The organism is Pseudomonas sp. 7-41 (assembly GCF_021233075.1).
In the GTDB taxonomy this organism is placed as follows: domain Bacteria; phylum Pseudomonadota; class Gammaproteobacteria; order Pseudomonadales; family Pseudomonadaceae; genus Aquipseudomonas; species Aquipseudomonas veronii.
Window position 1 is genome coordinate 5,455,785 of record NZ_CP089551.1, and the last position, 18,395, is coordinate 5,474,179.

General features: G+C 58.1%; 18 protein-coding genes, 1 tRNA gene and 1 pseudogene. 6 read left to right on the top strand and 14 right to left on the bottom strand.

Annotated features, from left to right (window positions below; genetic code table 11):
• Positions 1 to 25 precede the first annotated feature (25 nt).
• From gcvT to LQ249_RS24760, 3 genes are all read left to right on the top strand, one after another.
• The gene (gene gcvT / locus LQ249_RS24750) at positions 26 to 1,150 is read left to right on the top strand and encodes a glycine cleavage system aminomethyltransferase GcvT (RefSeq protein ID WP_017847140.1); all 1,125 of its coding nucleotides are present in this window, start codon (positions 26 to 28) and stop codon (positions 1,148 to 1,150) included.
• A 389-nt stretch (positions 1,151 to 1,539) separates the two neighbouring features.
• A complete protein-coding gene (locus tag LQ249_RS24755; RefSeq protein WP_017847139.1) occupies positions 1,540 to 1,755 on the top strand; it encodes a cold-shock protein in 216 nt (71 codons plus the stop codon).
• Between the two features lie 105 nt (positions 1,756 to 1,860).
• Positions 1,861 to 2,349 carry an RDD family protein gene (locus LQ249_RS24760; RefSeq protein WP_017847138.1) on the top strand — a complete coding sequence of 163 codons (489 nt, stop codon included), beginning with the start codon at positions 1,861 to 1,863 and terminating at the stop codon, positions 2,347 to 2,349.
• A 125-nt stretch (positions 2,350 to 2,474) separates the two neighbouring features.
• Here LQ249_RS24760 and nadA read toward each other — a convergent pair whose 3' ends face one another.
• Both nadA and LQ249_RS24770 read right to left on the bottom strand, forming a co-directional pair.
• Positions 2,475 to 3,533 (bottom strand): quinolinate synthase NadA, encoded by a 1,059-nt coding sequence (gene nadA / locus LQ249_RS24765; RefSeq protein WP_017847137.1) that lies wholly within the window; start codon positions 3,531 to 3,533, stop codon positions 2,475 to 2,477.
• Positions 3,534 to 3,774: 241 nt separating this feature from the next.
• Positions 3,775 to 4,557, bottom strand: coding sequence for a hypothetical protein (locus tag LQ249_RS24770; RefSeq protein WP_232566624.1), 783 nt, complete (start codon positions 4,555 to 4,557; stop codon positions 3,775 to 3,777).
• Positions 4,558 to 5,044: 487 nt separating this feature from the next.
• On the opposite strand from LQ249_RS24770, the gene LQ249_RS24775 reads away from it, so the two are divergent.
• The 3 genes and pseudogenes from LQ249_RS24775 to LQ249_RS24785 all read left to right on the top strand — a co-directional run bounded on the left by LQ249_RS24775 (position 5,045) and on the right by LQ249_RS24785 (position 8,636).
• Positions 5,045 to 7,045, top strand: a complete 2,001-nt coding sequence (locus tag LQ249_RS24775) for a hybrid sensor histidine kinase/response regulator (protein ID WP_232565959.1) — start codon at positions 5,045 to 5,047, stop codon at positions 7,043 to 7,045.
• A 301-nt stretch (positions 7,046 to 7,346) separates the two neighbouring features.
• Positions 7,347 to 7,641: pseudogene (locus LQ249_RS24780) on the top strand (conjugative transfer ATPase); the annotation flags it as partial.
• Between the two features lie 614 nt (positions 7,642 to 8,255).
• Positions 8,256 to 8,636 (top strand): profilin, encoded by a 381-nt coding sequence (locus LQ249_RS24785; RefSeq protein WP_057004526.1) that lies wholly within the window; start codon positions 8,256 to 8,258, stop codon positions 8,634 to 8,636.
• Positions 8,637 to 9,517: 881 nt separating this feature from the next.
• Here the strand turns inward: LQ249_RS24785 and LQ249_RS24790 are convergent.
• From LQ249_RS24790 to ruvA, 12 genes are all read right to left on the bottom strand, one after another.
• Positions 9,518 to 9,593, bottom strand: a tRNA-Lys gene (locus tag LQ249_RS24790).
• Between the two features lie 63 nt (positions 9,594 to 9,656).
• On the bottom strand, positions 9,657 to 10,331 hold the full coding sequence (queC, locus tag LQ249_RS24795; protein WP_162231531.1) for a 7-cyano-7-deazaguanine synthase QueC: 675 nt from the start codon (positions 10,329 to 10,331) through the stop codon (positions 9,657 to 9,659).
• Between the two features lie 16 nt (positions 10,332 to 10,347).
• Entirely contained in the window at positions 10,348 to 10,995 is a 648-nt protein-coding gene (gene queE / locus LQ249_RS24800) for a 7-carboxy-7-deazaguanine synthase QueE (RefSeq protein WP_017847133.1), read from the bottom strand.
• 164 nt (positions 10,996 to 11,159) lie between these two features.
• Positions 11,160 to 11,990: a tol-pal system protein YbgF gene (gene ybgF / locus LQ249_RS24805; RefSeq protein ID WP_046382258.1), complete on the bottom strand. Its 831-nt coding sequence runs from the start codon at positions 11,988 to 11,990 to the stop codon at positions 11,160 to 11,162.
• 6 nt (positions 11,991 to 11,996) lie between these two features.
• On the bottom strand, positions 11,997 to 12,497 hold the full coding sequence (gene pal, locus LQ249_RS24810) for a peptidoglycan-associated lipoprotein Pal (RefSeq protein WP_003209827.1): 501 nt from the start codon (positions 12,495 to 12,497) through the stop codon (positions 11,997 to 11,999).
• Between the two features lie 52 nt (positions 12,498 to 12,549).
• Complete coding sequence (gene tolB / locus LQ249_RS24815) at positions 12,550 to 13,830, bottom strand: Tol-Pal system beta propeller repeat protein TolB (RefSeq protein WP_046382256.1); 1,281 nt, start codon at positions 13,828 to 13,830, stop codon at positions 12,550 to 12,552.
• 17 nt (positions 13,831 to 13,847) lie between these two features.
• Positions 13,848 to 14,921 carry a cell envelope integrity protein TolA gene (gene tolA, locus LQ249_RS24820; RefSeq protein ID WP_017847130.1) on the bottom strand — a complete coding sequence of 358 codons (1,074 nt, stop codon included), beginning with the start codon at positions 14,919 to 14,921 and terminating at the stop codon, positions 13,848 to 13,850.
• Positions 14,921 to 15,373 (bottom strand): protein TolR, encoded by a 453-nt coding sequence (tolR, locus tag LQ249_RS24825; protein WP_160384999.1) that lies wholly within the window; start codon positions 15,371 to 15,373, stop codon positions 14,921 to 14,923. The genes tolA and tolR overlap by 1 nt, the downstream gene beginning before the upstream one ends.
• A 23-nt stretch (positions 15,374 to 15,396) precedes the next feature.
• Positions 15,397 to 16,092 (bottom strand): protein TolQ, encoded by a 696-nt coding sequence (tolQ, locus tag LQ249_RS24830; RefSeq protein ID WP_017847129.1) that lies wholly within the window; start codon positions 16,090 to 16,092, stop codon positions 15,397 to 15,399.
• 1 nt (position 16,093) lies between these two features.
• Positions 16,094 to 16,549, bottom strand: a complete 456-nt coding sequence (ybgC, locus tag LQ249_RS24835; RefSeq protein ID WP_046382255.1) for a tol-pal system-associated acyl-CoA thioesterase — start codon at positions 16,547 to 16,549, stop codon at positions 16,094 to 16,096.
• A 139-nt stretch (positions 16,550 to 16,688) separates the two neighbouring features.
• Positions 16,689 to 17,747, bottom strand: a complete 1,059-nt coding sequence (ruvB, locus tag LQ249_RS24840; protein WP_017847127.1) for a Holliday junction branch migration DNA helicase RuvB — start codon at positions 17,745 to 17,747, stop codon at positions 16,689 to 16,691.
• Positions 17,748 to 18,359, bottom strand: a complete 612-nt coding sequence (gene ruvA, locus LQ249_RS24845; RefSeq protein ID WP_017847126.1) for a Holliday junction branch migration protein RuvA — start codon at positions 18,357 to 18,359, stop codon at positions 17,748 to 17,750. It lies immediately after the preceding gene.
• Between the last annotated feature and the right edge of the window lie 36 nt (positions 18,360 to 18,395).

Sequence of the window (18,395 nt, forward strand, 5' to 3'; positions counted from 1 at the left end):
TCCGCACGTTTTTCAGGAGCTGAATATGTCCACCGAAACCCTGTTGAAAACCCCGTTGCACGCGCTGCACATCGAACTCGGCGCGCGCATGGTGCCCTTCGCCGGCTACGACATGCCGGTGCAATACCCATTGGGCGTGATGAAAGAACACCTGCACACCCGTGATCAGGCCGGGCTGTTCGACGTGTCTCACATGGGCCAGATCCGCCTGACCGGCGCCAATGCCGCCAAGGCCCTGGAAACCCTGGTGCCGGTGGATATCATCGACCTGCCCGTAGGCATGCAGCGCTATGCCATGTTCACCAACGAACAAGGCGGTATTCTCGACGACCTGATGGTGGCCAACCTGGGGAACGACGAGCTGTTCCTGGTGGTCAACGCGGCCTGCAAGGACCAGGACCTGGCGCACCTGCGCGCCAGGATTGGCGACCAGTGCAGCATCGAGCCGCTGTTCGAAGAACGCGCCCTGCTCGCCCTGCAAGGCCCGGCAGCGGTAAAAGTGCTGGCACGCCTGGCCCCTGAAGTGACCAAGATGACCTTCATGCAATTCACGTCCCTGCGCCTGCTGGGCGTGGACTGCTACGTCAGCCGCTCCGGCTACACCGGTGAAGACGGCTTTGAAATCTCGGTGCCCGCCGCCCACGCCGAAAGCCTGGCCCGCAGCCTGCTGGCCGAGACCGAAGTCCAGGCCATCGGCCTGGGCGCCCGCGACTCGCTGCGCCTGGAAGCCGGCCTGTGCCTGTATGGCCACGACATGAACACCGACACCACCCCGATCGAAGCCAGCCTGCTCTGGGCGATCTCCAAGGCCCGTCGCGCCGACGGCGCTCGTGCCGGTGGCTTTCCCGGCGCCGACCGGATCTTTACCCAGCAGCAAGCCGGTGTGAGCCGCAAACGTGTCGGCCTGCTGACTCAGGAGCGCACACCCGTGCGTGAAGGTGCGGAAATCGTCGACGAACACGGCACCGTGGTCGGCAGCGTCTGCAGCGGCGGCTTTGGCCCGAGCCTCGGCGGCCCGTTGGCGATGGCCTACCTGGACAGCGCGTTCACTGCGTTGGATACCGAAGTTTCTGCACTGGTGCGTGGGAAAAAGGTGCCACTTCGTGTAAGTAAAATGCCATTTGTGCCGCAACGGTACTACCGTGGCTGATTGATTGTTTCTATAAGTAACGCGGTTGCGTTAACGCGCACTAATCTGTAACGCAACCGCCATAAAACAGTGCATTGACGATAGTCATTGTTATAGGGGTCAACCTATAACAAGTGACCATTTCTATCGAATAAGTCGTCCGCCCATTGTTCCCCCAAGTGCCACAAAGCCGAGCAAAAGCTGGGCTTTGCGCAGGGCTTGTTTTTTCTCCATTAGTTGACGTAGAGTTTGCTCACTGTGTTTGCATGGGTCGCTTGGAACCTGGACCTGGGCAGTAGCCAAAGTTTGCTACAACCCGTTCGACGTCTCTTACTTTCCTGCAACCCAGCCCAGTACTCTTTCATGCGAAAGGGGCTGTCATTCATTTTTAGCGTCAAGGAAATAAGAAAATGTCGGATAAACGTCAGAGCGGTACCGTCAAGTGGTTTAACGACGAGAAAGGGTTTGGTTTTATCACTCCAGAAAGCGGTCCGGATCTGTTCGTGCATTTCCGCGCTATTCAGGGCAACGGCTTCAAGAGCCTGAAAGAAGGCCAGAAAGTGTCTTTCGTCGCCGTGCAAGGCCAGAAAGGCATGCAGGCTGACGAAGTGATCGCCGAAGGCTGATCCCTCCTGCGACAAAAAGCCCCTGATGGTGACATCAGGGGCTTTTTTATGGGCGCGGTAAGGGCATTGCGCCGTAAAATGCTTTTTTTCTTCAGAGAGCCGGCCATGTCCAAACCCCTGCTGAGCCCCCAAGGCGACTTCCCCGCCGTTGGCCTGGGCCGTCGTCTGGCAGCGATGTTCTATGACTTCCTCCTCTGCACGGCGCTACTGATTGTCACGGCCTTTCTCTACAAGCTGGTGTGGATCGCATTCGTGGGCGAAGCCAAAATGCGTACTCTCACCGAATCCGGCGCGCTGGACGGCGACCCGCTGCTGTCGACGATTCTGTTCTTCGTGCTGTTTGGCTTCTTCGCCAAGTTCTGGACCCATTCCGGGCAGACCCTGGGCATGCAGGTGTGGGGAGTGCGCGTACAGAACGCCGACGGCTCGCGGATCAGCCTGTGGCAGGCGCTGTTGCGCTTTGTGGTGTCGATTGCATCGTGGTTGTGCGTGGGGCTGGGGTTTATCTGGTCACTGTTCGACAAGCAGAAACGCAGCTGGCACGACATTTATTCTGACACGCAGTTGGTGCAGGTTCCGAAGCGGAAAAAATAACGCCCTGCTGGTGCGGATCAACATGTGGGAGGGGGCTTGCTCCCGATAGCGGTAAATCAGTCGATGTATCTGGTGACTGACACTACGCTATCGGGGGCAAGCCCCCTCCCACATGTTCGACCGGGTCAGGCGTTGCCGGCCAGCTTCAGGCGCGCAGCCTGGGTGAAGTCCAACATGCGCTTGAGCGGGCGCACCGCCTGCGGGATCACCGAAGGCTCGACGAAGATCTCGTTGCTGCCCTCACGCAGGCACTGCAGCGTGCGCTCCAGCGTATTCATCGCCATCCACGGGCAGTGCGCGCAACTGCGGCACGCCGCGCCGTTGCCGGCGGTAGGCGCTTCGACGAAGACCTTGTCCGGGCACAGCTGCTGCATCTTGTAGAAAATGCCGCGGTCGGTGGCGACAATGAACGTTTTGTTCGGTAAACGCTGAGCGGCGGCAATCAGTTGGCTGGTGGAGCCCACTGCATCCGCCAGTTCGATCACCGAGGTCGGGGATTCCGGGTGGACCAGGATCGCCGCGTCCGGGTACAGCGCCTTCATGTCTTCCAGCTGCTTGGACTTGAACTCTTCGTGGACGATGCACGCACCGTCCCACAGCAGCATGTCGGCACCGGTCTGGCGCTGAATGTAAGTACCTAGGTGCTTGTCCGGCCCCCAGATAATGGTCTCGCCGTTGTCCATCAGGCTTTCGACGATTTCCAGCGCGCAACTGGAAGTCACCACCCAGTCCGCCCGCGCCTTGACCGCCGCCGAGGTGTTGGCATACACCACCACCGTGCGTTCGGGGTGTTGATCGCAGAACGCGGAAAACTCCTCCACCGGACAGCCCAGGTCGAGGGAGCACGTGGCTTCCAGGGTCGGCATCAGGATGCGTTTTTCGGGGGTAAGGATTTTGGCCGTCTCGCCCATGAAACGCACACCGGCGACCAGTACGGTCTTGGCCGGGTGAGCAGCGCCGAAGCGTGCCATTTCAAGGGAGTCGGAGACACAGCCGCCGGTTTCTTCGGCCAGGGCCTGAATCACCGGGTCGCAATAGAAGTGGGCGACCAGCACCGCGTCTTGAGCTTTGAGCTCGGCGGCGATGGCGGTACGCAGGCTAGCCTCTTCCTCGGCACTGAGGGCCTTGGGCTGCTTGGCGTCGAGGTGGGCTTGAACCAGAAGGCGTTCGGAAATTTGCGTCATGTTCGCAAGACCTGCAGGCGCCGTTGCGCGAAAGTCGAGTGTACCACCGGCTCTGGAGCCCTTCAGGCGCCGCCGGACGAAGTGATGATGTCATCAAGCACGGGTTAAGGTGAAGCTGCGCAAGGCTACAGAATATCGAATGGATTCAAAAGCCTAATCTGGCATGGCGCGACGCATCTGTCGGGCAAAAAAAAACGCGAAGGCGCATCACTGGGGCTTCGCGCGTTGACCACGATGAACCTCAGCGCATCAGCACATCCGGATCATCCTGCAACAGGACTGAGTCATGCATCTTCGCCAATGCATCCTTCAACGTCGACTGCTCCAGCGCATCCTTGGATTTTTTGCTTTCCCTGCCCGCGTGTTCGAGCAGCGCCAAGTAGTCACGCTTGGATGAGCCTTCCTTCGGCACCACGGTGTCTTCTACCAGGTTGGCCATCACATACTTCTGCGTGTGGGTATTCTGGGAAGCCGACTGTGTGACGGAAGCACGGGTCAATTGGCTGTCTTTATAGGCAAAGCTCGCGGTGCTGCTGGCCCTGTCCTGTACGTGCACATACAGGTAATTCTGCGATTCGCGACTGCCATCAAACACCGGCGGTTTCCCACCATCAAGGCCTTTGTGGAAGCTCGCCGAAAGCACCGATTGCTGGTTCTGGGTGACACTGCGATCCGCGCTGCTGCGGCCATTAGCCTGGTTTTTTTGCGACACATTGTAAGAAAAGCTGTCGACCTCTGAAGGGCGCATCGGGTTGGAGCTGTCTACGGCCTGCTTGAGGGAAGCCTTGAAGTCCGCCAGACCGGTCAGCAAGCCTTTATCGCTCCCGGCCCGGTCGGCCGTGGTGTTGAGCACCGACTGTGAAATGTCCGCGCCGCCGCCTTTGGCGAACTGCGCCACCAATGCTGCCCCCAAGCCGCTGTAGCGACTGGCCGTGGAGGTCGAGTTAAAGCGGGTGTTGATGATCTTGCTGACTGCGTCCTGGCTGCTATTTTCCCAGGCCCGCACATTTTCCCGACCCGGCATTTGCCCGTCTCGGGAGTAGATATCAACGACATCGGCAGCCGGATTACCGAGGCTGACCACCGACGCTGGTCGCACCGGCGAGACATCGACAGTGTTCGCCGAAATGGCGAGCGGTGTGGCTACAGCGCGAACAATGAGGGGATTGCTAGCGATGATCGGAGTTAGCGTAGTCATGACAGTCCATGTCTTGAAAGCTTAGCCTCCAATCTAGCCAAGATACGCCGCGTATTGACAACATTAAAGCCGAAATAAGTGGCAAAGAGCCACATCAAAAAAACCGCCTCTTTGCCGCATCGCGCAGACTCAGGAGCTGTAAGTCAACGCCACACATACCGCGCGATCGCTCGTAGGAATATGTACAAAACGTGCCGGCATTATCCAATGCCTTCCCACAGCAAAAGCAGTGCAGTGCGTAAGGAAGTCGCTGGTGGGGGGAGGTATCTTAATGACATGATGAAGGCCATCTAACCCGCTCGGCCAAACTCAAATGAATAGCACCGTCGGGATGGGCTCTGAGGTCAGCGAACTGGCCACCTCCGGCCTGAGCCAAAACGAAGCGTTCACCGAGCGCGTACTGGCCAGCATCAACGATTGCATCCAAGTACTCGATCTCGATGCCCGCCTCACGTTCATGAGCGAAGGCGGCCAAAAAATCATGGAGGTCAGTGACTTCAACACCATCCGTGGCTGCTCCTGGCCCGATTTCTGGCAGGATCAAGGCAACCTAGACGCCAAGGCCGCCGTACAGGCCGCCAGAAACGGCGAGAGCGCCAGCTTTATCGGCCCGGCCCAGACCCTGGCCGGTAACCTGAAGTGGTGGCATGTACAGGTGAGCCCGATCCTGGGCAGTAACGGCCGGCCGGAACAGATCCTCTGCGTATCCCGCGACATCACGGCCCTGCGTGAAGCCGAAGAAGCACTGCGCAAGCTCAACGAGTCCCTGGAACAACGGGTGGTGGAACGCACCCGCGACCGCGACCGCATCTGGCGCCTGTCCCCGGACCTGATGCTGGTGGCCCAACTCGACGGCGTGATCTCCGCCGTCAACCCAGCCTGGACTCGCATGCTCGGCCACGCCGAACACGACTTGGTGGGCAGCCAGTTGCTGGCCCTGGTTCACCCGGACGACTTGGCCGACTCCGCATCGGCAGTCAGCCGCCTGGGAGACGGCAAGAACTTCCCCAACTTCAAGAACCGTTACCGCCACCAGGATGGCAGCTATCGCATGATCGCCTGGACCGCCGTACCCGACAGCGATTACATCCATGCGGTGGGCAGGGATATCCAGGCCGAAGAAGAAGCCAAGGACGCCCTGCGCCTGTCGGAAGATGCCTTGCGCCAATCCCAGAAACTGGAAACCATTGGCCAACTCACCGGCGGCGTCGCACACGACTTCAATAACCTGCTGACGGTAATCAAATCCTGCGCCGACCTGCTCAAGACCCCATCCCTGAGTGAAGTGCGGCGCATCAAATACATCGATGCCATCGCCAGCACCGTCGACCGCGCCGCCCGCCTGACCGCGCAACTGCTGACCTTCGCCCGACGCCAGGCCCTGCGCCCGGAAGTATTCAATGTCGGCGACAGCGTGTTGCGGGTGGGCGAGATGATGGACAGCCTGACTGGCTCGCGGATCAAGGTCACCATCGAAGTGCCGGATGAGCCCTGCTTTATAAACGCCGATGAAAGCCAGTTCGATACCGCACTGGTGAACATGGTGGTTAATGCGCGGGATGCCATGGCCGGCAATGGCCACTTGACCATCCAGGTCACGACAGCCGCCTGGCTGCCGTCGGTGCGCGCCCACCCGGGGCGGGTCGCCGACTACGTGACCATCGCATTGAGCGACACCGGATCAGGCATTGCGCCGGAAAAACTCGACGCCATCTTCGAACCCTTCTACACCACCAAAGGCATCGGCCAAGGCACCGGGCTGGGCTTGTCGCAAGTGTTCGGCTTTGCCAAACAGTCGGGCGGGGAGATTCTGGTGCAGAGCGAACGCGGCAAAGGCAGCCAGTTTATGTTGTACCTGCCCAAGGTCGAGGCCAGCACGATCCCGACCGCCCAGGACAACCATCGCGTACCGATCATCTCGAACTTGTGCGTGCTGATGGTCGAGGACAATGCTGACGTTGGCCTCTACACCTCGCAGACCCTGGAACAGATGGGCTTTCACGTGTTATGGGTGCCGGACGCCAAGAGCGCACTGGAAGCCCTGGCCCCCAACCCGGAAAGTTTCCAGGTGGTGTTCTCCGACATCTCCATGCCCGGCATGAGCGGCCTGGAACTGCTCGACGCGATCGAGGCGCTCTATCCATGGCTGCCGGTGGTGCTCACCACCGGCTACAACGACGAATACGCGCGCATTGCCCAAGAAGAAGCCAAGCGTTTTGTACTGCTGCAGAAACCCTATGCCACCGAGACGCTGGCCTTGCTCCTGCAAAAGGTCGTCAAGGGCCGTCTGGGCGGCTTGATGGGGGTGGAGTAGGTCGACGCGACCCCAGCTCAGTCGTGAATAGTCGGCATACGCATGGCGCCACACCAAGATCAGTGCATCGCCGCCCTGGTGCCGCGGGTAGCCGCCGGAGCATACAAGCTGCTCACCCACGTCAAGCGCCCGGAGTCTGAAGATACCCAATGGCTCCAGCCTTGCACCCGACCGGGCATCGGGCTCGGTCATGGACTGATATGGCCTGGAACCTGGCGGGAACAGGAAGCCTTCCGGCGTCTGCAACAGGCAACCTAACTAAAGGACCTTTAAAGGTAAGGGGCAGCTGACCCAGTTTGCCAAACTGAGCCCGGCGCAAAAATCGATGATGCTTTCAGCACGAAAAGAGAGCGGCAAACTCACCGAGGGCGGGGTCCTCTCCAAAGCATGGAAATGCTGTTTCGAGCAGTGCCACCAAGTCAATACCTCGCGCAGACCATGACAGCGCCAGAAGAGAAAAAAAACAACACTTCGACATCATGCAGGCAACAGGCTGCAGCGAACTCGACGCAGCCATTGAGGTCGCCACGACACTGGATCGATATTGCAGCATCGAACTGCACATCATCATATTCCCCGAACAAACTACGACCTAGGAGCGCCAGGTATCAAAACACTGAATACCTTGATCCAGAGCCTGATTGAAAGCCTGACCCAATGGCTTCAACAACCTGGGAAAGATGCCATTCAGACTCTTGAAGTTTATGCCCCCGTACTGATCTAGCCGTTGCAACGGGTCTTGGTACACGCGGTGGATCGCTGTGGCATCCAGTATCAACTTGGTGTAGTGCTCAGCGATTGCCTTAGACAATATCCACAGTCTGCGGGTGCAGAAAATACAATATTGGAAGTCTTGCGCAAATACTCACTACGATCTCTGATAGTCCGCCGAGGCGGCGGCGTGACCCGATCTCATAAACGCTGAGTAATTTCGGAAGATCTTTTGGCAGGCACATTCATGGCCGGCTTTCCGTTAATCCAGGACTAGGTGCAAGCTTCACCACACACTGTATCCGAACGATGCTCAGTTACTTCAGACCATCTCCATGCCACCTTATATCAAAAACAGCTAACCACAATATAACCCATGACAATACACATTAAAAAACTGTCAGACCTGACAGTTACCAGCAGAAAAAATACAGCTATAAATTCTCATGCAGATACATTCACACAATTACTTCTATCTAACGGTATTAAGGAGAGAAACATGGAAACCTGGCAAGACTATGTAGAGCATCTGACGAGTTTTGGCAAAGTAACCCAAGCAGCAATAGTCGGGCTTGACGGAACAATATGGGCCCAGTCACCCGAATTAAATATTTCCAGCGACGAAATCTCGCAAATCCTGGCAGGATTTAAAGATGACAGTATTTTATTAGCGGCTGGAATACATATTAACGGAGTAAAATATATGTACCGACGACCATACGAAAACCAAATACAATTTAAGTACCAGGAGACGGGCGTTCATATCGCAAAAACTACGACATGTATAATTATTGGCACCTATATCGCCGGCATGGAGCCTATACATACACAAGTGGAAATTTCAAGAACTCAAGAGCTTCTGCTAGAAGCCGGATATTGATTTAATACACATTAAATCGCAAGAAAATAGTATGCCTATTATTTCATTAACCCCAAGGCCAGATATGATGTGAACCACTTTTAAAATTTACATCATCTTTGGCCTTTTTAAGCAACCCCTTCAAGCAGTCCACCCGCCCTCCTATACCTAAACTCATTTCAAGTACGATGCCACGACCGACAGCCGCCCCTCCCAACCTTAGTAAAATCCAGCGCTGTTTCCCCCACTGGCAAGCGCCTTCCAAGCGATCTTGCTCAGCCCCCGCAAGGTGTCACAAACGCCTGGAGCTTGCTATCGAGAAGAGGCCCTCTGTCGTTGACGGCGAGCCGGACGTGGCTAAAACGGTTGGGCTGATCAACCGAGCATGGAGCCTGTCACCAACCTGTCTGGAGTACAAGGTCGTAGGCGTCTGCTACTGGCTGCTCTGCACGCCTTTCGGTTGCAAGGTCAAAACCTGCATACAAACTGCTCACCCACGTCGTGCGCCTAGGGTCCGAAAGATACTCAATGGCTCCGGCCTTGCACCCGACCGGGCATTGGGCTCGGTCATGGACTGATATGGTCTGGAACCTGGTGGGAAGACCTAAGATTACCGCTGCCATCCATTGATGAAAGCGCCGAGTCATCGATGATGCTCACGCTGATGATTGGTCTGGTCGGCATGAAGTGCAACAACTGGGCTGAAGAGCGTTACCTGCCAAAGTACTTGACCATTCGATCACGGCCGATGATTCGTGTGTAGGAAGATCAGCACCTAAGGAGACTTACGAGCATTGAGGAGGATTCCCTATTCAATGCAAGCCAGCATCAAATCGCGGGCAAAAAAAAACCCGGAAATCCTCACTTGCGTGGGCCTTCCGGATTTTCTAAACCGCCAAAAATGGTGGGTCGTGTGGGATTCGAACCTACGACCAATTGGTTAAAAGCCAACTGCTCTACCAACTGAGCTAACGACCCGCTGTGTTGTGGCGCGTATAATACTGATTTCTAAGGATTATTCAACACCTTATTTTAAATAAATCAAAAATAACGCGTTGGGTCCGTAATTCCGGCCATTTTGAAGCCTTCTGCACGCAGTCGGCAGCTGTCGCATTTCCCACAAGCACGGCCGTCATCGTCTGCCTGATAGCAGGAAACAGTCAGCGAATAATCGACGCCAAGCCCTACGCCAGCCTTCACGATATCGGCCTTGCTGAGGTTTTGCAGCGGCGCCAGGATACGGAAGCCCTGCCCCTCTACCCCGGCCTTGGTCGCCAGGTTGGCCATGCGTTCGAACGACTCGATGAACTCTGGGCGGCAGTCCGGGTAGCCGGAATAATCCACTGCGTTGACGCCGATAAAGATATCGCGGGCATTCAGCACTTCCGCCCAGCCGAGGGCCAGGGACAGGAACACGGTGTTGCGCGCCGGGACGTAGGTGATCGGGATGCCTTCGCTGGGGGCTTCCGGCACGTCGATGCTGCTGTCGGTGAGCGCCGAGCCGCCGATGCCGTTGAGATTCAGGCCAATGACCTTGTGCTCGGCCACACCCATGTCGCGGGCGACGCGGGCAGCGGCGTTCAGCTCGGCGCGATGGCGCTGGCCGTAGTCGAAGCTCATGGTGTAGCAGGTGTAGCCTTCAGCCTGCGCCATGGCCACCACCGTGGCGGAGTCGAGGCCGCCGGACAGCAGGATTACCGCACGTTTTTGATCAATCGGTTGTTCAGTCATTTCAGCGTCCTGGCTCGTCGTTCCAAAGGTATTTATGCAGTTGCAGTTGCAGACGGACCGGTAGGTTATCAGCCACCACCCAGTCGGCCAGGTCGCGTGCGTTCAGGTCGTGATGGCTTGGAGAGAACAGCACCTCGCCCGCGCGGCGGTCCAGGCCGTACTGGATCAGCTTGGAGCTCGCCCAGTCGTAATCGTCGCGGGAACAGATCACGAACTTGACTTGGTCGTTGGCCGTCAGCAGGTCCAGGTTCTCGTAGAGGTTGCGATGCGCCTCTTTGGAGCCAGGGGTCTTGAGATCGACCACTCGGCTTACACGCGGGTCCACCGCGGAAATATCCAGGGCGCCGCTGGTTTCCAGGGACACCTCGTAACCGGCGTCACACAGTTGCTTGAGCAAAGGGATGGCGTTGGGTTGCGCCAACGGCTCACCGCCGGTCACGCAGACGTAGCGTGGCCGGTAACCGGCAACCTGTTCAAGGATGTCTTCAAGGGTTCGCACGGTGCCGCCACTGAAGGCGTAGGCGCTGTCACAGTACTGGCAACGCAGGGGGCAACCGGTCAGGCGCACAAATACTGTGGGCAGGCCGGCCGTTCGCGTTTCACCCTGTAACGAGTAAAAAACTTCGGTGATGCGTAATGTGTCTTGCATAGTCGCCACGGGCGTAACAGCTAAACAGGCTGTCCGCCTCCGTCAGGCACTTCAAGGAATTCCGCCAACGCGTAAACCCCAGGAAGCGTGTTTCATAAAAGGGCGTGGATTCTAACGAAAAAACCCGCGCCAGGCGCGGGTTTCTTCTAAACGGACAGCATCGCTTACAAGCGCTGCAGGTCGCGTTGAGCCAACTGGGCAGCGGAAGTCCCCGGATACTGGGCAACGACCTGCTGCAGAATGCCTTTGACCTTGTCGGTGTGACCCAGGCGGCGTTCTACGTCAGCGAGTTTGTACAGCGAATCCGGCACCTTGGCATGCTTGGGGTACAACTGGCTGACCTTGGCAAATGCCTGGCCCGCCCCCTGCAGATCACCCTTTGCCAGGTTTACCTCACCCAGCCAGTACTGGGCGTTGCCCGCGTACTGACTGTTTGGGTAACGACCGAGGAATGCGGTGAAGGCCTTGCTGGCCTTGTCGAAATCCTTGGCCTTGATCAGGTCGAAGGCTGCATCGTAATACAGTTTTTCCTTCGCCGGATCACCCGGTTCGCTGCTGGCGGCAGGGGCTGCGGCGGCGGCCCCGGCTGCTGCACCACCGGCGGCGGCACTTGGCGCGCCACCGGCAGAAGAATTATCAGGAGTAGCGGCAGGTGTAACGCCGGCTCCTATGCGTCGATCAAGATCCTGGTATCGCTCCAGGCCTTCTTGCTTCAGCTGGTTCACTTGATTCTGCAGAACTTCAATGGCGCCTTGCTGCTGCGACAATTGATCCTGCATGCGTTGCAACTGGTTGAACAGTTCGCCCTGTGCCGAGGGAGCGGACGTAGCCGCCCCCCCAGCATAGGCGCCGTTCGTGCCATAACCTGCTGGCGGATAACTGCTCCCGCTATTGTTATAGCCTGAGTTGCTATCTTCCACAGGAACCGCAGCCCACACCGCAAGCGGCGCGAGGCTGAGAGCCAATACAGTTAGAGCACGACGGCACGTTCGCATGACGAATTACTTACGCAGTTCGACGCGACGGTTTTGAGCCCAGGACTGCTCGTCGTGGCCAGTAGCAACTGGACGCTCTTTACCGTAGGAAACCAGTTCCAGTTGGCCTGGAGCAACACCTTGCAGTACCAGATAGCGCTGAACGGCTTTCGCACGACGCTCGCCCAGTGCCATGTTGTACTCGCGAGTACCACGTTCGTCGGTGTTACCTTCCAGAACAACGCGAGCGCCGTTAGCTTTCAGGTCCTTCGCGTGAACGTCCAGAGCGCGCATGGCTTCTGGTTTCAGGTCCGAACTGTCGTATTCGAAGTAGAAAGTGGTGATTGCGCGCAGAGCAGCTTCTTCGCTCAGGGAGCCGTCAACTGCACCAGTGTTGGCGCCATAACCAGCGTTTGGATCAACAGCTGCGCCTTCACCGGCATTGTCGCCGCCTTTAGACGAGCAACCAACGGCTACGGACAGAGCCAGAGCCAGAGCAGCAAACTTACCAAACTTCAGCATTTCCATCGTGAAACTCCTAATGAACCCCAGTGTGTTAAGCAAATCATGTAGCGCCGCGTCAGTTCAGGTAAGGGGACCAGGATGGTTCTCTGACTTCGCCTTGTGCGGTAGGAAGCGGGAGCCTTACGCGTCCATTAATGGACACGAGCATCAAGACTCCCCGGCCCTGCTGGCGGGTGGCGTAGATTACCATGGTGCCGTTGGGCGCAACAGTGGCTGACTCATCTAGGTTGGTATCTGTAAGGATTTTTACGGTTCCGCGCTGCAAATCCTGGGCCGCAACCCGGAAATTAGTGAAACCATCCTGACGGTGAATCATCACCAACGTCTTTTCATCAGCCGAAAGCTTAGGGTTGGCGTTGTAGTTACCAATAAAGGTCACGCGTTCCGCGCCACCGCCACCCACGCTCGTTTTATAAATTTGAGGCTTGCCGCCACGGTCGGAGGTGAAATAGATGGTCGAACCATCTTTACCCCAGAACGGTTCGGTGTTGATACCAGGACCGCTGGTCACGCGGCTGATCTGGCGCGAAGCCATGTTCATCACGTAGATATCCGGGTTGCCGTCCTTGGACAGCACGAAAGCAAGGCGCGAACCATCCGGCGACCAGGCTGGCGCACCGTTGAGGCCTTCGAAATTGGTGATCTGCTCACGACGGCCAGTGTCGATGTGCTGGACGAAGATGCGCGGACGCTTCTGCTCGAAGGACACGTAGGCAATGCGCTTGCCGTCCGGCGCGAAGCGCGGCGACAGGATTGGTTCACGCGATTGCAGCAAGGTCACAGCGCGCGCGCCGTCATAGTCGGAACGCTGCAGCGTGTAGCGCGTGTTGTCTACGGAGAAACGCTCGGCCGTTACATACAGCAGACGTGTCGAGAAAGCCCCTTTGATACCGGTGAGCTTTTCAAACGACTGGTCCGAGATGTAGTGGGCCATGTCGCGCAGTTGTTCGGCGGTGCCCGATACGCTGCCGGTCAAGACCTGCTGCTCGGTCGCCACGTTGAACAAGGCGTACTGGATCTGCAGGCGACCGCCGGCCGGCACGATGCTGCCGACCATCAGGTACTGGGCACCCACGGCTTTCCAGTCGCGGAAGATGACTTCGCTGGCCTGGGTCGGCTGGCTGATCATGTTGCCTTTGGGAATCGGCGCGTAGTAACCGGAGTTGCGCAGGTCGTCGCTGACGATCTGGGCCATGTCGTCCGGCAACACGCTGCCGCCCTGCCAGCCGAACGGTACAACGGCGATCGGGGTGGCCCGATCGCTACCGCTGGTGACCAGGATGTTCTTTTCATCCGCCGCCGCTATCCCTGCCATACAGCAAATAACGACAAGCATTCCTCGAAGAAGGTTTCTCACAAGGCTAAATCCTCAGGTGTGAATGTCATCTTGAATGAACGATAGGGAGCGAAGTCGCTTGGTTTCATTCCCTGCATCTCGGTCAACCGGCCAATATTCTTGACCGCCGCGACCGCCGAACTGTCGAACGAACCGTCACCACTGGACTTGGCCACGCTGACCGAAGTCACCGTACCGTCCGGCAACATGCCGATCTGCAGCACTACTGTCATGCCTTTGCGTGCCGAAGGCGGACGTGTCCAGCCTTCTGCTGCCCGCGCCCGAATCAGGTCGTCGAAACTGCCCGCGACTTCATCGCCACGTTCATCGGCCAAGGCTTGCTGACGCTGCGGCGTGTCGGAGAGCAAATCTGCCAAGGCCTGGGCCTTTTTCTCTTCGGCGGATTTACGCGCTGCTTCCTGGGCCTTTTTCTTGGTGGCATCGGCGGCAGCTTTCTTCTTCGCGTCGTCGGCGATTTTCTTCTTCGCCTCGTCTGCTTCAGCTTTTTTCTTGGCGTCTTCGGCGGCTTTCTTCTTCGCGTCTTCGACTATCTTTTTCTTGGCGTCTTCAGCGGCCTTTTTCTTGGCCTCTTCTTCGGCAGCTTTTTTGGCTTCTTCTTCAGATTTCTTCTTGGCTATATCAGCCAATTGTTTCTCTTCGGCTTTTTTAGCTTCGGCAGCTTTCTCGGCTTTCTTGGCTTCATCAGCCTTTTTCGCCTCGTCAGCCTTCTTCGCTTCGTCAGCCTTTTTCGATTCCTCGGCCTTTTGAGCCGCCTCTTCTTTCTTTTGTTCCGCAGCAGCCTTCACTGCTTCCTGCTCGACCTTCTTCTGTTCCATCTGCTCGACTTCAGTCTGGCGCGCAGCCGACTTCTGGGCCTCACCCGCAATCTTCTGATTGGTCTGGGTAGTGGCCTGACTTTTCGATTTCAGCTGATACAGGGTCGCCTGCACGATCGGCTTGGCTGGCGGCAGGTCCGGGGTCATGGCAAAGCTGACGAACAGCATGCCAAACACCAGGACGTGCAGGGCAATTGCCCAGACGCTAGGCCAGAAGTAGCTTTCCGAGGCGGACGGCTCTCGCTGTTGGTGCATCAGGGCGCCTCGGTAATCAAGCCAACGTTACCGACGCCGGCCTTCTGCAGCCCGCCCATGGCGCCCATGACGGAACCGTAGTCGACCGACTTGTCGCCGCGGATGAACACCTGGGTGTGCTTGCCGCCTTCGTTGCCGGAGCGAATGATCTTGGTCACCGCATCGGTCATCGCCGGCAAGGTCAGGGCCTTGTCCTGTTGTTTCTGCGTATCGACTTCGCTGCCAAGGTTCCAGTAGTAGGTCTTGTCAGCCTTGATCGAAATCGTCAGCACCTGGGTGTTGTTGTCCTGGGGCAAGGCTTCGCTGGAAACCTTGGGCAGATCAACCTTCACACCCTGGTTGAGCATCGGCGCGGTCACCATGAAGATCACCAGCAGCACCAGCATCACGTCGATGTAAGGCACTACGTTCATCTCGGCGACCGGCTTGCGCTTGGTTCGTGCTCGAGTGATTAAAGCCATCGGGGAGTACCTGCTTATTCTTCGCTGGTGTGCACTTTACGGTGCAGGATCGCCTGGAATTCGTCGGCGAAGGTGTAGTAACGGCTGATCAGGGTCTCACCGCGCGCGGCGAAGCGGTTGTAGGCGATAACCGCCGGGATCGCAGCGAACAGGCCGATCGCGGTGGCGACCAGGGCTTCGGCGATACCCGGGGCCACGGTGGCCAGGGTCGCTTGCTGGGCCTGGGCCAGGCCGCGGAAGGAGTTCATGATCCCCCACACGGTACCGAACAGGCCGATGTACGGGCTGACGGAGCCCACGGTGGCGAGGAACGGCAGGCTCTGCTCCAGCTTCTCTTCTTCGCGGGAGATGGCCACGCGCATGGCACGGGCCACGCCTTCCATGACCGCTTCCGGATCGACGCCCGGCTGCTGGCGCAGGCGCGAGAACTCCTTGAAGCCGGCACGGAAGATCTGCTCGACGCCCGAATCCGGGTCAGGGTTGCTACCGGCCTGGCGATACAGTTTGGACAGGTCGATACCCGACCAGAAGCGCTCTTCGAAGCTCTCCAGGGCACGTCGACCGGCACGCAGCAGGTTGCTGCGCTGAAAAATCATGACCCAGGATGTAACCGATGCGGCTAACAGGATCAGCATCACCAGTTGAACCACAACACTGGCATTACTGACCAGGCTCCACATGGAGGAATGGTCGACGACGGTAGGTTCCACGCTAAATCTCCTGCTTTGATTGTTTACCCGCGCCGCTCACGGCGGCAAAGGCCGCACGTAGAGTTTCGGGAATGGCCCGAGGTTTCAAACTATTGGGGCGCACACACGCCACCAGGAACTGCCCCTCACAGAGCAGCGTTGCATCCGCAGCCCGCCTGACCTGCTGTTTAAAGCGCAGGCTGACACGGTTCAATTCGATTACTTCAGCGCTGACCAGCAGCTCATCGTCCAATCGCGCCGGCGCGTAATAACGCGCCTCGCTGGAATGCACGACAAACAACAGGTCCTCCCCTGCCAGCTGGGATTGGGCAAAGCCCAGCTCCCGTAGCCGCTCGGTTCGAGCCCGCTCCATGAACTTGAGGTAATTGACGTAATACACGATGCCGCCAGCATCGGTGTCCTCGTAATAAACGCGACAGCGATGTGCGAACGACTGATCCCCGTTTTGCGCGCGCATACTCTAGTGCTTACTCCTCAGGTTGCCAATCCGGCTGGGCAACTGTTTTTTCATTCTATGAAACATTTCTAACGACTGAATGACGACGCCAGCCACTAGGACAGCACAAACCTTGAATAAATCGACCCGAGTGACCTTTTTAATCGTCCACTGCATCGAGGAATTCGTCTAGCACGGGCATCTCGCCCAATCGTGACGGAATGTTTAGCCCAAAGTGCAAATAGGCATGGCGGGTAACCACCCGGCCCCTTGGTGTACGCATGATGTAGCCCTGCTGGATCAGGTACGGCTCCAGCACGTCCTCAATGGTATGGCGCTCTTCACTGATGGCCGCTGCCAGGCTGTCCACGCCCACCGGGCCACCGTCGAATTTCTCGATCATGGTCAACAGTAGCCGTCGATCCTGGTGATCGAAGCCGTGCTCATCCACGTCCAGCAGGTTCAACGCCAGGTCGGCCACGGCCTTGGTGATATGGCCCTTGGCCCGCACTTCGGCAAAATCGCGCACGCGTCGCAGCAAGCGGTTGGCGATCCGTGGCGTGCCCCGCGCCCGCCGGGCGATTTCAAACGCGCCTTCGGGGTCCAGGGGCAAGCCGAGAATGCCGGCCGAACGGCTGACGATGGTCGCCAGGTCTGCGGTGCTATAGAACTCTAGACGTTGGACGATGCCGAAACGGTCTCGCAACGGGTTGGTCAGCATGCCCGCGCGCGTGGTCGCGCCCACCAGGGTGAACGGCGGCAGGTCGAGCTTGATCGAGCGGGCTGCGGGGCCTTCACCGATCATGATGTCGAGCTGGAAGTCTTCCATCGCCGGGTACAGCACTTCCTCGACGATGGGCGACAGCCGGTGGATTTCGTCGATGAACAGCACGTCGTGCGGTTCGAGGTTGGTCAGCAGCGCCGCCAGGTCGCCCGGACGCTCCAGCACCGGGCCGGAGGTGGACTTGATCGACACCCCCATTTCCTGGGCGATGATGTTGGCCAGGGTGGTTTTACCCAACCCCGGCGGGCCGAAGATCAAGGTGTGGTCCAAGGATTCACTGCGCCCACGCGCAGCCTGGATGAACAACTCCATCTGCTCGCGCACGGTGGGCTGGCCGATGTAGTCGGCCAGGCTCAGGGGGCGGATGGCGCGGTCCTGGACTTCTTCACGGTCACGGGGGCCGGTGGCCGCGATCAGACGATCAGCTTCAATCACTTAAATCATTCCCTTCAGGGCTCGGCGGATCATGTCTTCGCTGCTCAGGTTCTTGTCCTTGATGGCCGACACCGCTTTACTGGCTTCCTGCGGCTTGTAGCCCAGGGAAATCAGCGCGCTGACCGCATCGCTTTCGGCACTGGCCACCTGGGCCGCCGGCTGGTTCGGCTGGTTCGGCACCAGGGCGAACATGCTCGGCACGACTTCCCAGGCTTTGAAACGGTCCTTGAGCTCCACCAGCAGGCGTTCGGCGGTTTTCTTGCCGACCCCCGGCACCTTGGTCAGCGCCGAGGTGTCTTGGGCCGACACCGCGCGTACCAGTTCATCCACTTCCAGGCTCGACATCAGCGCCAGGGCCAGTTTCGGCCCTACGCCATTGAGGCGAATCAATTCGCGGAAGAAGTCCCGGTCACGCTTGCCAATGAAGCCATAGAGCAGTTGCGCATCTTCGCGCACCACAAGGTGAGTATGCAGGGTCAATGGCTCGCCAACCGACGGAAGGCGATACAGGGTGGTCATGGGCACTTCCAGCTCATACCCCAGCCCGTTGACATCCAGAATCAGGTGCGGCGGCTGTTTCTCAGCCAGGGTGCCGCGCAAGCGTCCAATCACGGTTCAGATCCTTAAAGCTTGGGGGTCAGATCGAGG

Excerpts from the sequence above, each read along its gene's own strand:
- gcvT (WP_017847140.1), top strand. The coding sequence starts at position 26 with ATGTCCACCGAAACCCTGTTGAAAACCCCGTTGCACGCGCTGCACATC.
- LQ249_RS24755 (WP_017847139.1), top strand. The coding sequence starts at position 1,540 with ATGTCGGATAAACGTCAGAGCGGTACCGTCAAGTGGTTTAACGACGAG.
- LQ249_RS24760 (WP_017847138.1), top strand. The coding sequence starts at position 1,861 with ATGTCCAAACCCCTGCTGAGCCCCCAAGGCGACTTCCCCGCCGTTGGC.
- nadA (WP_017847137.1), bottom strand. The coding sequence starts at position 3,533 with ATGACGCAAATTTCCGAACGCCTTCTGGTTCAAGCCCACCTCGACGCC.
- LQ249_RS24770 (WP_232566624.1), bottom strand. The coding sequence starts at position 4,557 with ATGCCGGGTCGGGAAAATGTGCGGGCCTGGGAAAATAGCAGCCAGGAC.
- LQ249_RS24775 (WP_232565959.1), top strand. The coding sequence starts at position 5,045 with ATGAATAGCACCGTCGGGATGGGCTCTGAGGTCAGCGAACTGGCCACC.
- LQ249_RS24785 (WP_057004526.1), top strand. The coding sequence starts at position 8,256 with ATGGAAACCTGGCAAGACTATGTAGAGCATCTGACGAGTTTTGGCAAA.
- queE (WP_017847133.1), bottom strand. The coding sequence starts at position 10,995 with ATGCAAGACACATTACGCATCACCGAAGTTTTTTACTCGTTACAGGGT.
- ybgF (WP_046382258.1), bottom strand. The coding sequence starts at position 11,990 with ATGCGAACGTGCCGTCGTGCTCTAACTGTATTGGCTCTCAGCCTCGCG.
- pal (WP_003209827.1), bottom strand. The coding sequence starts at position 12,497 with ATGGAAATGCTGAAGTTTGGTAAGTTTGCTGCTCTGGCTCTGGCTCTG.
- tolB (WP_046382256.1), bottom strand. The coding sequence starts at position 13,830 with ATGCTTGTCGTTATTTGCTGTATGGCAGGGATAGCGGCGGCGGATGAA.
- tolA (WP_017847130.1), bottom strand. The coding sequence starts at position 14,921 with ATGCACCAACAGCGAGAGCCGTCCGCCTCGGAAAGCTACTTCTGGCCT.
- ybgC (WP_046382255.1), bottom strand. The coding sequence starts at position 16,549 with ATGCGCGCGCAAAACGGGGATCAGTCGTTCGCACATCGCTGTCGCGTT.